This window comes from Hathewaya limosa, from assembly GCF_030815255.1.
Lineage (GTDB): Bacteria > Bacillota > Clostridia > Clostridiales > Clostridiaceae > Hathewaya > Hathewaya limosa.
Genome location: NZ_JAUSWN010000013.1, coordinates 61,981 through 77,448, shown reverse-complemented (window position 1 = coordinate 77,448; position 15,468 = coordinate 61,981). Strand labels below are relative to the sequence as shown.

16 protein-coding genes are annotated in these 15,468 nt (G+C 27.1%); all 16 read left to right on the top strand.

The features are described 5' to 3' along the window. Window positions 1-5 precede the first annotated feature (5 nt). The 16 genes from eutD (at window position 6) to QOZ93_RS08570 (ending at window position 15,321) form a co-directional block, all read left to right on the top strand. Complete coding sequence (eutD, locus tag QOZ93_RS08645; protein WP_307355915.1) at window positions 6-641, top strand: ethanolamine utilization phosphate acetyltransferase EutD; 636 nt, start codon at window positions 6-8, stop codon at window positions 639-641. Window positions 642-654: 13 nt separating this feature from the next. Then, a complete protein-coding gene (gene eutJ / locus QOZ93_RS08640) occupies window positions 655-1,479 on the top strand; it encodes an ethanolamine utilization protein EutJ (protein WP_307355914.1) in 825 nt (274 codons plus the stop codon). Between the two features lie 11 nt (window positions 1,480-1,490). Further along, window positions 1,491-2,243 carry a hypothetical protein gene (locus tag QOZ93_RS08635; protein WP_307355913.1) on the top strand — a complete coding sequence of 251 codons (753 nt, stop codon included), beginning with the start codon at window positions 1,491-1,493 and terminating at the stop codon, window positions 2,241-2,243. 22 nt (window positions 2,244-2,265) lie between these two features. Then, window positions 2,266-2,547 carry a EutN/CcmL family microcompartment protein gene (locus tag QOZ93_RS08630; RefSeq protein ID WP_111940836.1) on the top strand — a complete coding sequence of 94 codons (282 nt, stop codon included), beginning with the start codon at window positions 2,266-2,268 and terminating at the stop codon, window positions 2,545-2,547. A 26-nt stretch (window positions 2,548-2,573) separates the two neighbouring features. After that, window positions 2,574-3,113, top strand: coding sequence for a BMC domain-containing protein (locus tag QOZ93_RS08625; protein ID WP_307355912.1), 540 nt, complete (start codon window positions 2,574-2,576; stop codon window positions 3,111-3,113). 46 nt (window positions 3,114-3,159) lie between these two features. After that, window positions 3,160-4,251 carry an ethanolamine utilization protein EutH gene (gene eutH / locus QOZ93_RS08620; protein ID WP_307355911.1) on the top strand — a complete coding sequence of 364 codons (1,092 nt, stop codon included), beginning with the start codon at window positions 3,160-3,162 and terminating at the stop codon, window positions 4,249-4,251. Window positions 4,252-4,346: 95 nt separating this feature from the next. Continuing rightward, window positions 4,347-4,811, top strand: a complete 465-nt coding sequence (locus tag QOZ93_RS08615) for a cupin domain-containing protein (protein ID WP_111940842.1) — start codon at window positions 4,347-4,349, stop codon at window positions 4,809-4,811. 204 nt (window positions 4,812-5,015) lie between these two features. After that, entirely contained in the window at window positions 5,016-6,233 is a 1,218-nt protein-coding gene (locus tag QOZ93_RS08610) for a polysaccharide deacetylase family protein (RefSeq protein ID WP_307355910.1), read from the top strand. A gap of 136 nt (window positions 6,234-6,369) precedes the next feature. Then, window positions 6,370-7,896 (top strand): D-alanine--poly(phosphoribitol) ligase subunit DltA, encoded by a 1,527-nt coding sequence (gene dltA / locus QOZ93_RS08605; RefSeq protein WP_307355908.1) that lies wholly within the window; start codon window positions 6,370-6,372, stop codon window positions 7,894-7,896. Then, the gene (dltB, locus tag QOZ93_RS08600; protein ID WP_307355907.1) at window positions 7,890-9,071 is read left to right on the top strand and encodes a D-alanyl-lipoteichoic acid biosynthesis protein DltB; all 1,182 of its coding nucleotides are present in this window, start codon (window positions 7,890-7,892) and stop codon (window positions 9,069-9,071) included. The genes dltA and dltB overlap by 7 nt, the downstream gene beginning before the upstream one ends. Window positions 9,072-9,085: 14 nt before the next feature. Beyond that, on the top strand, window positions 9,086-9,316 hold the full coding sequence (gene dltC, locus QOZ93_RS08595; RefSeq protein ID WP_307355905.1) for a D-alanine--poly(phosphoribitol) ligase subunit DltC: 231 nt from the start codon (window positions 9,086-9,088) through the stop codon (window positions 9,314-9,316). 4 nt (window positions 9,317-9,320) lie between these two features. Next, complete coding sequence (gene dltD / locus QOZ93_RS08590; protein ID WP_307355904.1) at window positions 9,321-10,511, top strand: D-alanyl-lipoteichoic acid biosynthesis protein DltD; 1,191 nt, start codon at window positions 9,321-9,323, stop codon at window positions 10,509-10,511. 228 nt (window positions 10,512-10,739) lie between these two features. Next, window positions 10,740-11,549, top strand: coding sequence for a Cof-type HAD-IIB family hydrolase (locus tag QOZ93_RS08585; protein WP_307355903.1), 810 nt, complete (start codon window positions 10,740-10,742; stop codon window positions 11,547-11,549). Between the two features lie 89 nt (window positions 11,550-11,638). Then, the gene (locus tag QOZ93_RS08580) at window positions 11,639-12,733 is read left to right on the top strand and encodes a GerAB/ArcD/ProY family transporter (protein WP_307355902.1); all 1,095 of its coding nucleotides are present in this window, start codon (window positions 11,639-11,641) and stop codon (window positions 12,731-12,733) included. Further along, the gene (locus QOZ93_RS08575; protein WP_307355901.1) at window positions 12,717-13,865 is read left to right on the top strand and encodes a Ger(x)C family spore germination protein; all 1,149 of its coding nucleotides are present in this window, start codon (window positions 12,717-12,719) and stop codon (window positions 13,863-13,865) included. Before QOZ93_RS08580 ends, QOZ93_RS08575 begins: the two co-directional genes overlap by 17 nt. Next, window positions 13,840-15,321: a spore germination protein gene (locus QOZ93_RS08570; RefSeq protein WP_307355932.1), complete on the top strand. Its 1,482-nt coding sequence runs from the start codon at window positions 13,840-13,842 to the stop codon at window positions 15,319-15,321. Before QOZ93_RS08575 ends, QOZ93_RS08570 begins: the two co-directional genes overlap by 26 nt. The last annotated feature ends 147 nt before the right edge of the window (window positions 15,322-15,468 follow it).

The window sequence follows — 15,468 nt, the reverse complement described above, 5'->3', positions numbered from 1 at the left end:
ATGGATTGAGCTCTTTAGAACAAAAAATAGAATACATCGTAGAAGAAGTTGTTAAGAGATTGAAAAATCAAGAAAATACTATTTTAGTAGAAGCTTCAGGACGTCATGTACATCTTTCACAAGAACATATAGACTTACTATTTGGTAAAGGATATGAATTAACAAAGGTTAAGGAATTATCTCAACCAGGTCAATATGCATGTAAAGAAAGAGTTTCGCTAATAGGACCTAAAGGTATGATTCAAAATGTAGTAGTGTTAGGGCCTGCAAGAAAAGAAACTCAAGTAGAACTTTCTAAAAGTGATTGTGTTATTTTAGGAACAAAGGTACCAGTTAGGATGTCTGGTGATCTTAAGGGAAGTGCTCCAATAGTTATAGCTACGGAAAAAGGTATTGTACAGCTTCCAGAGGGCGCTATTGCAGCTAAAAGACATATACACATTTCTCCAGAAGATGCTAAAAGATTCAATATAGAAGACAAACAAGTTGTTAAATTAAAAATTGAAGGCGAAAGATCCTTAATTTTTGATGAGGTTGTTGTAAGGGTAAGCCCAAACTTTAATACAGCAGTTCATATTGATTATGATGAAGCAAATGCCTGTGGATTTGTAAATGGGACACGTGCAACAATAATAAAGTAAAGGGGTTTTATAAATGAAGGACTTCAAAGAAGTTGATAAATTTATAAAAGCCGTGGAAGATACAATAAAAAAACCTAGAAAAGTGAAAAAAGGTGAAAAACTTTTTGTTGGTGTAGATCTAGGTACGGCTTATATTGTAATAGTTGTTTTAGATAAAAACAAAAAACCTGTTGCTTGTGAAATGGAATTTGCTCAGGTTGTAAGAGATGGATTAGTGGTTGATTTTATTGGAGCTACTAATATAGTAAGAAAACTAAAGAAAAAGATTGAAGATAAACTAGGTGTAGAATTAGAAGAAGCTGCTATTGCGGTACCACCAGGAACAGGTGAAAGAGATATTGCAACTCATAAGTATGTTGTTGAGGGTTCTGGAATGGAAGTAACAGCTGTTTTAGATGAACCAACAGCAGCTAATGCTGTATTGGGAGTAGAGAATGGTGTAGTAGTAGATGTTGGTGGTGGAACTACTGGACTATCTATTTTTGAAGATGGAAAGGTAATATATACAGTAGATGAAGCTACTGGAGGAACACAGTTATCTCTTGTAGTTGCAGGTGCTTATAGAATACCTTTTGAAGAAGCAGAAGATAGGAAAAAGGATAAGAAAAATTACAATGATATTTTTCCAATGGTGACTCCTGTTGTTCAAAAAATTGCAAGGATAATAAGTGATAACATTAAAGGTTTTAATGTAGATACAATATATCTTGTAGGTGGAACATGTTGTCTTAAGGATTTTGAAAAAATAATACAAAAAGAGACAGGAATTACTACGGTAAAACCATTAAATCCTTTCTTAGTAACTCCTTCAGGAATAGCAATAAATTGTTGTAAATAAGGGGGAGACAAATGGACTTTAATAAGTTAATCGAACTTGTTACAAAAGAAGTAATTAAAAAAATAAAAGAATCTGGAATTCAATTGATGGAAAGTAAGCCAGAGATTCAAGAAAAAAATCTTTTATTTTTAGGTGAAAAAGAAAGTGCAGCTTATAAGTTTTATGATCATGACTTAAAAGCTTTTGGATATAAACTTTATTCTTCAGAGGAAAATAGCTTAACACTAAATTCTTATGAAGGAATAATAATACCAGAGCTTAGTGTAAAGGAATTAAGTAATATTGGAATAGGCGTAAGTAGTAGCCAAAGAGAAGAAATAATAATAAATGCAATGTTACAAGGAATCCCAGTATATTTATTAGAAGAAGGTTTAGTTTATAGACAATTTGCTAAAACTGCTAATAAAGTTTTCTTTAAAATGTTCTCAGAATATGAAGATAAGTTAATAAGTTATGGTATGAAAATAAAGAAAATGAATGAAATATCTAATGTTCTTAAGAATGAAAAAGAAAAAGGTACACTTATTAATGTAATAGATGGTAGCGGTAATTTACCAGTTATAAAAGAAGAAAATGAAGAAAAGATACAAAAGAAAACTATAAATTCAAATATAGTTACTAAAAAGTTAATTTCTGAAATGGATGTAAGAGAGTTATTTAGAGAAGGTATTAGAGAGATATTTGTTTCTAAAAAAACCTTAATAACACCATTGGCTAAAGATTTTGCAAGGATAAATCATATGGAAATTAAGAAAGAGATGTAATCTAAGAGAGGAATATATTGGTATGATGATAGGTGAAGTAATAGGTAGTGTTTGGGCTACTAGAAAAGATGAAAGACTTAATGGACTAAAACTTATGGTAGTAAGACCTATTAATTATGGTAGTAGTAGCAAAAGAATAGATTCTACAATGGTAGCAGCAGATAGTGTAGGTGCCGGTGTAGGAGACAGAGTTTTAATTGTTAAGGGAAGTTCTGCAAGTAAGCCAAGTGGAACTAATGAAAGAATTCCTGTAGATGCTACTATAGTTGGTATTGTAGATTCTGTAGAAGTAAGAGAAGATTAAACTTTACATTTAGAGAGGTTTGAATTATGAATGCATTAGGTATAGTTGAATTAAATAGTATTGCAAAAGGAATAGAGATTACAGATATTATGTTAAAATCAGCAGAACTTGAAGTTATATACTCTAGGCATATTTGTCCAGGAAAGTATATGATAATACTTACTGGAGATGTAGGTTCTGTTGACGAGGCTGTAGAGACTATAAAAAAATTAGACAATAAATATATTTTAGCAACATTTATATTACCTAATGCTGATGAACGAATTATAAATGGCATTAATAAAAAATATAACAATATTGAAATAAAGGCTATAGGAGTAATGGAATTTACTTCTGTAGCTTGTGGAATCATAGCATTAGATAAAGCCTTAAAAAATGGAGAAGTTCAACTTGTTAAGTTTACTTTGGGAAATCTAATAGGTGGAAAATGTTATTTTATAATAACTGGAGTTTTAAGTTCTGTGAGTGAATCAATGAAAGTAGCTGAAGATTTAATTGATTCTAAAAAGATAATACACAGTGCCATAATTCCTTCACCAGATAAAAATTTAATATCTTGTCTGTAATTTTATTTACATATATATAAATAAACTAAGAAAGAAGGTATAATTTATGCAAATTAATGACGTCATAGTTTACATTATGGCCATCTTCATGGTTCTAGGAGCTTTAGACAAAGTTATAGGAAACAAATTTGGTTTAGGCGAACAATTTGAAGAAGGCTTTATGGCAATGGGTGCATTAACATTAGCAATGGTTGGTGCTATATCTTTAGCCCCAGTACTTGCAAAAGTATTACAACCAGTTATTGTTCCAGTATTTAAAGCATTAGGTGCAGACCCTTCAATGTTTGCAACATCATTATTAGCTTGTGATATGGGTGGATATTCTTTAGCTAAAGAGATGGCAGCAAATCCACAAGTAGGTGAATTCGCTGGATTAATTTTAGGATCAATGATGGGACCTACAATTGTATTTACTATTCCAGTATCATTAGGAATTATTAGTAAAGATGATCATAAATTTTTAGCAAAAGGTGTTTTAGCTGGTATAGTTACAATTCCAATAGGATGTCTTATTGGTGGATTAGTAGCAGGTTTACCATTTATGTTAGTAATAAAGAACTTAGTTCCAATTATTTTGTTCGCAATAATTATAGCTATAGGTTTATATGCAATTCCAGAAAAAATGATTAAAGGATTCATCGGTTTCGGTAAATTTATAACTGCAGTTCTTACTATTGGTTTAGCTGCAATAGTTTTAGAGACTTTAACAGGTATTAAAGTTATTCCAGGAATGGCTCCACTTTCAGAAGGTATAACAACTGTTGGTAGCATTGCTATAATTTTAGCAGGGGCATATCCATTAGTTCATGTTATAACAAAAGTATTCTCTAAACCATTAATGAAAATTGGTGGATTATTAGGAATGAATGATATAGCTGCAGCAGGTATGATAGCTACATTAGCTAATAATATTCCAATGTTCGGTATGATGAAGGATATGGATGAAAGAGGAAAAGTTATCAACGTTGCATTTGCAGTAAGTGCTGCTTTCGTATTTGGAGATCACTTAGGATTTGCAGCTGGTGTTAATAAGAGTATGATAGCTGCAATGATCGTTGGTAAGTTAGTTGGTGGTATAACAGCTGTTATAGTTGCTATGTTAATGACTTCTAAAACTAAAAAAGAAGAAGCAAAATAGTTTATAAGTAGATATTAAGTATAAAGTACTTAAATATTTAAGTACTTTATCTTGAATAAATTAAAGAGTACATCTTATTTAAAGGAGAGATACAAATGCAAAATTTAGATGAAAAGATTATAGAACAAATCGTTAGAAAAATAATAACAGAACAAATGTCAAACTCAACTCAAACTCCAGCTTGCGATTTTGAAAAAGATGTTGATAAGAGCGGTATAATGTCTGTAAAATTAGACACAGTTAAACCAGAACCATTTGATACAGGAAAAGCAGGAGATAAGGTATATCTTAAAGATGTGGTAACTTTAGAAGAAAGTCCAAGATTAGGTTGCGGAATTATGGAAATGGATAAAACAAGCTTTGCATGGACTTTAAACTATGATGAGATTGATTATATTATAGAAGGAACATTAGAAATAGATATCGACGGAAGAAAAGTTGTAGCTAATAAAGGTGATATTATCTATATACCAAACGGATCTTCAATTAATTTCACAGTTCCAAACTTTGCTAGATTTATGTATGTAACATATCCAGCAAACTGGGCTGAACAAGCATAATTTAAAAAGTATCTTCTTAAATAGCAATTACTTAGTTTTGTTTAGGTAATTGCTATTTTTACATAAAAATTTAATAAAATTTTATTAAATGTAACCATATAGTAAAATGTATGTAATAAGTTTGTAACTATATGGTTTATTATTTTTTGTATAATATGTGTACAATATAAAAGAAAATAAATTTTTATGTTTAGGAGGGTAAAATTGAAAAGGAAAAGTGCAGTTTTTAAATCAATAAATATAATATTTTTATTTGGAATTTTAACTCTAGTTATATGTACAGGTATTATTGAAAAAGGCGTAATAATTAAATATATAAACAAAAATAAACAAGTGGCTAATGTCATAAGTACAAAGGACACAGATAATTTAAAAGCTAATAAAAAGATTTTAAATAACAACGAAGTTAAACAACAGGTTGTACATAAAGAAGTAAAAAAAGACCTTGAAACTGTAACTTTTACAGGAAATGCAGAACATATATTTTTTCATCCATTAATAGCTAATACCAAATTGGCTTTTGTTGGGGATTATCAAACTAAAAGTATGGATGATTGGTTTGTTACTGTAAAAGAATTTAATAAAGTTATAGAACAGTTATATAAAAATAATTATATTCTAATCAATATTAATTCAATATATGAACAAAAAAAAGAAAATGGAATAATAACAATGAAAAGAAAACCTATTAAAGTACCTAAGGGTAAAAAACCACTAATTATTTCTATAGATGATATGAATTATTATGGTTATATGATAGAACATGGTACAGTAGGTAAATTAATTATTGATAATGAAGGAAAGATAGCTTCATATACTCCTACAAAAGATAGAAAAGGAGAAGTTAGATATGATAATGCTATTGTTCCTATTTTAGATAAATTTGTACAAGAACATCCTGATTTTTCTTTAAATGGTGCAAAAGCTACTATAGCTTTAACTGGTTTTGAAGGAATTTTAGGATATAGAACACAACATGAAAATAAAAACTATGATTTAGAAGTTAATAAGGTTATTCCTGTAATAAAAAAATTAAAGGAAACTGGATGGAACTTTGCATCACATAGTTATGGACATCCTAACATAGCTCAAATTTCTTATAATAAATTAAAAAATGATACAGATAAATGGGAAAAAGAAGTTAAATCTCTTGTGGGAGATACATCAGTATTTATTTATCCTTATGGAGATGCAGTAAAATATAAAGATACTAAATTTCAATATTTAAAATCAAAAGGATTTAATATATTTTGTGCAGTAGGACCTACTTCATATGAAGAGTTAGTTAAGGACGTGGCGCAAACAGATAGAAGGCATGTGGATGGAGTATCATTAAGAAATCAAAGAAAAGAATTTTTAGATTTATATGATGCTAATAAAATATTAGATAAAGAAGGAAGAACTATAAGAAAAAATAAATAATATAATTTGAAGAGATTATTTTGCTAAGGTAGAATGGTCTCTTTATTTAATCAATATTTATCTTTCAAATGTTGATATATATTAAAACCAATAGTATGCTTATATATAAGAAAATAATATAAATTGGAGGGAAAAAATGAGTATCATTGACAGAATTGATAGTTATAGTAAGTATGAAAAAGAAGCCCAAATATATGATAAAAAGATACTAACTTATAAAGAGTTAAAATATAAATCAGATGCTTTAGCATGTTATTTAATTGAAAAGTATGAAAAGAATAAAAAACCTATATTAGTTTATGGGCATAAAGAGGAAGAAATGTTGATTTGTTTTTTGGCTTGTACTAAAGCAGGCTATCCATATGTACCAATAGATATAACATTTCCAGAAACAAGAGTTAAAGATGTTATAGAAAATTGTAATGCAGATTTGATTTTTCATATAGAAGATAGAGAAATAGAGCTACCTAAGACTATAGGAAAATTAGACAAGCAAGAAATAAATAATATTTTTAGCTTATATAATGGAAAAATTCCAGATAAAGATTTTGAAGTTAAGGGAGAAGAAATATATTATATATTATACACATCAGGAAGTACTGGAAAACCTAAAGGTGTTAAGATAACTTATAATTGTTTAGAAAATTTTTTGAACTGGTTTGAAAAAGAAGCTAACTTAGAAGATATTAGTTTAGACTATATGAATCAAGTATCTTATTCATTTGATGTTTCTGTAATAGGAATGTATATAGGGCTTTCACTAGGAAGAAGACTGTTCGTAATTGATAAAAAGATGATAGAAAATTTTCAAGAGTTATTTTTAAACTTAGGGCAGTCTAACATAGGTTTTATAGCAACTACTCCAGCCTTTATTCAAATGTGTTTAGTAGATGAAAAATTTAATGAAACTTTACTCCCAAATTTAAAAAAAGTTGTTGTTGCCGGTGAGGTACTAACTAAACAATTAGCAATGAAATTTTATGAACGATTTCCTAAAGTTAAACTTATTAATGGATATGGACCAACAGAATCTACAGTATTAGTCACATCTGTAGAGATAAGCAAAGAAATGATAGAATCAAAAGAGAGTCTACCAATAGGATATAGTGGGGAAAATATACATATAAAGATTTTAGATAAAATGGGCAAGGAAGTTACCGAAGGAGATATAGGAGAAATTGTTATATATGGTGATAGTGTAAGCACTGGATATTATAATAATGAAAGTATGACTAAAAAGGTGTTTTTTAATACAAAGCTAAATGGAACACAGAGAAGGGCATATAAAACTGGTGATCTAGGTTATAAAAAAAATCAGTTGTTTTATTATAAAGGAAGAGAGGACTTTCAAATTAAGTTAAATGGATTTAGAATAGAACTACAAGATATTGAAGAAAATTTATGTTCTATTGAATTTGTGGAAAACGCTGTCGTCATACCCGTAAAGAAAAATGAGAAGATTAATCATTTAACAGCTTTTATTACACTAAACAAAGATATGGAAGAAAGTGGGCTGAAATTAGCTAAAAAAGTTAAAGAAGAATTAAAAACTAAAATTCCTGAATATATGATTCCTAGACAGATAAAAGTTAAAGAAAGATTTGTATTAAATGTAAATGGCAAAATTGATAGAAAAGTACTTATGGAGGAATTAGGATGTTAACACCTTATGGAAATTTATTTTTCTTCTATATAATGGTTTTAGGATTAATTCCTGCAATAATTTTAGGTATATATGAAAAACGAATAAAGTATTATGGAACATTTTTAAGTGCAACGATGTTAATTCTATTTATTGGTAATAATAAAAAAGGTATAGTTTGTTTTGGATTATTTTACATAGGACAAGTTATTTTAATGAAACTATATTTATATATTGCAAGAAAAAATACTAGTATATGGATAATGAGAATTATGGTTTTATTATCTATCTTACCTTTAATATTAGTTAAATTTAATAGATTTATTACTCCTAAGACATTGGGATTTATAGGCATTTCATATATAACTTTTAGGACAGTCCAAATATTAATAGAAATTCATGATGGCTTAATTAAAGAAATGAATTTATTAGAATATACGTATTTTCTAATATTTTTTCCAAGTATATCTAGTGGACCTATAGATCGTTCAAGAGATTTTCAAAATAATATAAATAAAAAAATAAGTAGAAAAGAATATATAAATGAGTATTTACCTGTAGGAATCCATAAAATTTTAATGGGTATATTGTATAAGTTTGTAATAGCTACGTTAATATATAATTTATGGCTTAATAACATACCTAAAGTGGACATACTTACTAATGCTTCAAAAATTCATAGTTTTACTACTATATTAAATTATATGTATGCATATACATTATATTTATTCTTTGATTTTGCTGGATATAGTTTCTTAGCCATTGGAACTGGATACTTTTTGGGGGTAAAACTTCCAGAGAATTTTAATAAACCTTTTTTAAGTAAAGATATGAAAGAATTTTGGAATAGGTGGCATATGTCTCTATCATTCTGGTTTAGAGATTTTATTTATACAAGATTTGTAATGAGTAGTATGAGAAAAAAAAGATTTAAGAGTAGATACACATCTTCATATATAGGATATTTTTTAACTATGTTAACTATGGGGATATGGCATGGTATATATTTTTATTATATTATTTATGGTGTTTATGAAGGACTGATTTTAGCTGGTACAGATTATTTCCAAAGAAATAGTAAATTCTATAAAAAAAACAAAAAGAAAAAATGGTTTCAATATGTATCAATGTTTATAACATTTCATTTAGTATGTTTTGGAATGTTATTATTTTCAGGATACTTATTTAATAAATAATGGAGGTATTGAAAATGGAAGAAAAAATAATGCAAATTTTAGTTGATTTATGTGGTGATGATGAAATTTTAGAGGATAGAGGTATTGATTTATTTGATGCAGGATTACTAGATTCATTAGGAACAATTGAATTATTATTAGAAATAGAATCACAATTAGGAGTAGTTATTCAACCAACAGAGATAGTAAGGGAACATATCTTAACCCCTAACAAAATTATAGAAACAGTGTCAAAGAGGCTATAAGTATATGAAAAAATTAGGTCAAATATGTATTGCCTTAGTTATACTACTTATATTCACAGTGGAATTAAATAATATATTGCAGAAAAAAATAGAAAAATATTATAATGATAGTATTTCTGTTTTATATAATAATGATGTTAAAAATATGGGAGTAATTCTGCAAAGAGAGGCGATTAAAAGAGGAAAATTAATGTTTTATGGATCTTCAGAGTTAGGAGCACACATAGAGCAAAATCCTAAAAGTTTTTTCCCAAATGATAAGATAAATAAAGTAGTTAATCCTGTAGGAAGAGGATTTGTTCAAGAGTTGCAACATGCAATAAATTTTGGAGCAGTATCGCAGAATTTAAAAAATAGTAGGCCAGTATTTTTCATTTCTATGACATGGTTTATGGAGGATATAGGGAACAAAGGGGTAACCCCAGAACATTTCCTTATGAATTTTTCAGAACTACAATTTTTAGAAGCTATGGAGAATAAAAATCTTAGTAAAGAGTTAAAGAAAAATATATGTAGTAGGGTTGGATCACTCGTTAAGAAAGATAAAAATTATAAAGATGTTAGTATGTATTGTAAATTATATAATAGTAATAATATGTTAACGAAAATTGGATTTTATATGCTTAAACCTTATTTTGCATTAGATAAACTAATTTTAAAAACAAAAGATAATATTCAAGCGTATAACTTAATAAAACGTACTCCAAGGAACAACTTTAATATTAATAATCCAAAAAAAATTAATTGGAAAGATGAATATATTAAGGCAATAGCACAGGGAAAAGAAGAAAGTAAAAATAACCAATTTAATATGCAAGATTATTGTTTTGAAAAATTTTATAAAAATTATATTCCGAAGATTAAACATCTTGTTAAACAGATGGATCCATTGAATTCTATAGAATATAATGATCTAGATATATTATTAAAAACCTGTAAAGAATCAAAAATAAAGCCTTTATTTATCATTATTCCTGTTAATGGGGTATGGTATGATTACTTAGGACTTCCTAAGGAGAAAAGATATAGTTTTTATGATAAGGTAGAAAAGATCATAAATAATGCAGGATTTGATACCTTAGATTTTAGACAAAAGGAATATGAGAAATATTTTATGATAGATGGTGTACATTTAGGGTGGAAAGGATGGCTAAATACTAATGAAGCAATTGCAAATTATTTTAAAAAAAATTAGAGAAAATAATATATTAAACATAGTATTTTATAGTTGTATTTTAATAAGTACCCTTTTAGTTACATGTTTTATATCAACAGGTGGTTACACATATGTTTATGGACAATTTTAATTAAATTTAAAAAAATTTCTTATAAAACCTATCTCTTATATTAGGGGATAGGTTTTTTTTGTGATATAATATTTTGGAATTAAAAGAAGGTTATTTAAAAACGTAGGAGGAAAAATATGTATAAGTTAATTGCTTTAGATTTAGATGGAACTTTACTTAGAAATGATAAAACTGTTTCTGAGAATAATATAGAAATGATAAAAAAAGCTAGAGAAAAAGGTGTTAAAGTAGTTTTGTGTACGGGGAGACCTATAGATGGAGTTAAATGGTTAATAGATTTATTAGATTTAAAAAATGAAGATGACTATACAGTATGTTATAACGGAGCTATAGTTAAAAATAATACATCAGGAGATATTATTTTTGACCAGCCTTTAAGAATGAATGATTTTAAAGAATTATATAAATTAAGTAAAGAGTTAAAGGTAAATATTCACGCATTAACTAATGAAGCAGTTGTTACACCTAAAAATAGTAAATATACCAAGTTAGAAGCTGAATTAAATGGAATTACTATAAAGGAAATACCTATAGATAAATTAGCTGAGAATACAGATATTATTAAAGTAATGTATGTAGATGAACCAGAGTACTTAAAAGAAATTATAAAAAAAGTAAAAGATAAAGGACTAGGAGAAAAATACACATTAGTTCAAAGTGCACCATTTTTCTTTGAATTTCTTAAGTATGGAATAAATAAATGGACAGCAGTTAAGGTATTAGGAGAAGAATTAGGAATCAAAGAAGAAGAGATTATATGTGTAGGAGATGCCGGCAATGATTATCATATGATCAAAAATGCTGGATTAGGTGTAGCGATGGAAAATGGATTTAAAGAAGTAAAAGAAATAGCAGATTATATTACATCAACTAATGAAGAAGATGGGGTTGGGAAAGTTATTCAAAAGTTTATATTAAATAAATAATAAGTTAAATAAAGAATAAAAAAGATTACTTTTAAGCAAAATAAAAGTAATCTTTTTTAGTTTTATTAAATTTATTTGGATGTGAGTATATGAAAGAGTATTTAACAGACTTTCAAATATGTTTTTTAGTGTTTTGTATGACTATTGGATATGAAGTAATAACATTGCCAAAGGACTTAGTTGAATATATGGGAACTAGTGCTTGGATAGGAATTATTATTTTAACTATATTAATGGGGATATTTGCTTTTTTTGTGATTAAATTAAATACTGTTTTTTTAGAAAAAAATTTTTGTGAATATATAACTATTCTTACAGGAAAAAAATGGACAAAAATAATAGAGATTATTTATTTTGGATTATTTCTAGTTATATATGTAAATATACCTAAATTTTATTCTAATACTTTAAAACTTATAGTGTATCCTAGGACTCCTATATGGGTATTAGAATTAGCATTATATTTACTTTGTTATTATGGAATATGTAAGGGATTAAAGGGAATAGCAAGAATATGTGAAATTTATGGCGTTTTACAAATAATATTAATGACTTTAATTTTAAGTACTACATTATTGGAAGGGGATCCTATAAATTTATTTCCGTTATTTAATTTTTATAATCCAAAAGAATTTTTTAAAGGAATGATATATAATTTAATTTCTTTTGTAGGAATAGAAGCGATATGTTTGACTACATTTAGTAAAAAAAATAAAAAAAGTTGTAAATATACCTTAATAATTATTGGAATTATTGGGCTAATGTATATTCTTACAGTACAAACTTGTCTTGCTGTTTTGGGTCAAGAAGAAGTCATAAAATATTCAAATGTAGTTTTAACCACATTAAGAACTATAAGTATTACTATGTTAGATATAATAACAAGATTGGATGGTATATTTATTATTATATGGAATATAGGCGTTGTTAGTGGTGAATTAATAGTGGCATACGGTACAGTGCATTTTTTGTATTATATTTTAAATAAGAAAATAGCAAAGAATAAACTAGGATTGATAATAACAATAGGATGTTTTATATATTCATTTTTCTCAAATTTTTTAATAGAACAGAAGATTATTGTTATGTATACTATATTCGTTTTCAGTATTTTTACAACAGCATTAATTCCAACTATATTATTTATTTTGATGAAGGTGAAGGGATATGATAAAAAATCATAAAGGTATAATTGTATTATTTTTATGTTTTACTCTTATTCTAAATGGGTGCTGGGATTATAGAGATATAAATAGTAGAAATATAATAATTTCTTTAGGTATAGATAAAGAAAAGGATAATGTTATATTTGCGGGGGAAATTGTTAAAAGTAACTATGAGGCAGCTAAAGGTGAAGAAGGGGGGAATAAAGGCACTTCTATTTATTGTTATGAAGCTAAAGGTGCTAATTTTGAAGAAGCCAGATGGGACTATGATAGACAAACTCCATTTCAAGAATTTTTTGGTGGCATAAGGAGTGTAGTATATTCTGAAGAATATGCAAGAAAAGAAGGAATTCAAACTTATCTTAATCGTTTTAATTTATCTTACGATTATAGAAAATCTATTTTGATGGCTGTAAGTGAAGAAAGATGTTCTGATTTATTTAAGAAAAAGTTAAAAAATGATATTTCAGTAGGAGTAAGTATAGATGATACAATGTTATACTTAAAAGAAGATGGTAAGGCTCTATATATTACAGTAGGGGATGTACTAACCAACTTATCTCTTACAACAATAGGATCTTTATTGCCATATATAAAAATTATAGATGGTTCGGTAAATTTTATTGGATATGGAATATTTAATGAAGAGGGTAGGATGGTAGGAACAATATTAGGAAAAGATAATATTGGATTACTCTATTTATTAGGAAAAGATCCTAGTATAAGGACAGTTATGCCAAGACCAGGAAATCCTGAAAATCAAATATCTTATGAAGTTGGTATAAAAAAAAGAAAGATAAAAACTAGATATGAAAATGGAACACCTATTATAGATATAGATCTAAAACTTGTTAGTAGTATAAAGTATCAATACTATAGAGAAGAATTAGATGTAAAAATGCTAGATAGAATAAGACAACATATGGAGCTAGATGCTAAATATGAGATTGAAAAAGTTTTAAAAAAGTCACAGGAAGAATATAGAATTGATTTTTTAAACTTTGGAAAATATTTTAAAGGACAAAATTATAACATATACAAAAATATAGACTGGAAAAAGGAATATCCTAAAGCAAAAATTAATGTAAATGTAAAAATGAAAATTAATGATATTAATCTAAAAGATCCTAATTCTAAAGTTAAAAATTAGAAAGGGGGAGAGTGAAATTTATCCTAAAAAAGATAATGTAAAATATGAAAGGATATTTGAAGAATTAAGTCAAAATGGTGTAGGAATAAATATAAGAGAAATAAATAAAGAGCTAAAAAATTTTTTTGTCTTATACATTTCACAATTAAGTGATCATAATGCATTATCCGAGTATATTATAAAACCTATTATTCAATCTAGAAGAGAAGAAATTAATATAAATGAAATTTATAAATCTATTATATTAGTACACGATTTAAAAAAAGACAATAATGAAAATTTAATAATAGATTATGTACTTAAGGGTTTTTCGGTAATAATAAATCCTATGGAAGAGGAGTATATAGTATGCAATACAAAAGAAATTCAAAAAAGAGCTATAGAATCTCCTCAGCTTCAAGATGGATTACGAGTACCAAAAGATAGTTTTACAGAAAATATGGATACTAATTTATCACTTATAAGATACAGAATAAAAGATTCTAATTTAAGAATTAAGCATTTTGAAATTGGAATTAGAACTAAAACTAGTGTGAGTTTAATTTATTTACAAGATGTAGCAAATGATAAAATTATTGAAATAACAGAAAAAAAATTAAACAGTATAGAGGTAGATGGAGTTTTAGAAGGAGGATATTTACAAAAATTTTTTAAGAATAAAGATCTTGAGTTTTTTCCACAAACCAGTTTAGCAGAAAGATCAGATAAAGCTAGTGCGTCAATTTTAACTGGAGCGGCTTGCGTTTTAGTTGAAGGTAGTGGGCTTGCGCTAATAATTCCATCTACAATAGGTGCGTTTATTGATTCTGGAGATGATCATTATGAACCATATTATATATCAGTTTTTAATAAACTACTTAGGATAGGATGTATTATGCTTACATTGACAGCAGCACCATTATACGTGGCTATCGTTGCATATAATTCAGATGTAATACCTTTTAAGTATATATTGACATTGTCGTATTCAAGAAATTTTGTTCCAGTAAATGCATTTTTAGAAGCGTTTATCATGGAGATTATTAGTAAAATACTAGTAGAATCAAGTATTAGATTTCCTAAAAAAATAGGACCAGCAATAGGTATAGTTGGGGCTATAGTTATAGGTCAGGCGGCGGTTTCTGCAGGACTTGTAAGTCCATTAATGGTAATTATAGTAGCATTATCTACCATGGCATCCTTTGTTGTACCTGATTATAGCTTAATGGATTCCATTAATCTTTTAAAATTTATTATACTCATAATAACAGGAATGTTAGGATTATATGGTTTTATAATAGCATGTAGTTTTATAATTTTAGCTTTAGTTTCACATAATAATTTTTCAATACCATATGGTTCACCTTTTGCACCATTTAATTGGATAGATTTTAAGGACTTTTTCTTGAGTAGTATTAAGATGGATAAATATAGAAGATTGTATATAAAACCTAAAAATAAACGGAGAACAAAATAAAATTAAAAATCAAGTTAGCACTAAATTTATATATTTATAGTGAATTTAGTGCAATTTTTATTTTTAAAATTGTATACATATGCTCTTCATGTTATGATTAATAAAGGCTTTGTAATTTAAGCTATAAGTTAATAATAGTTATGAAAA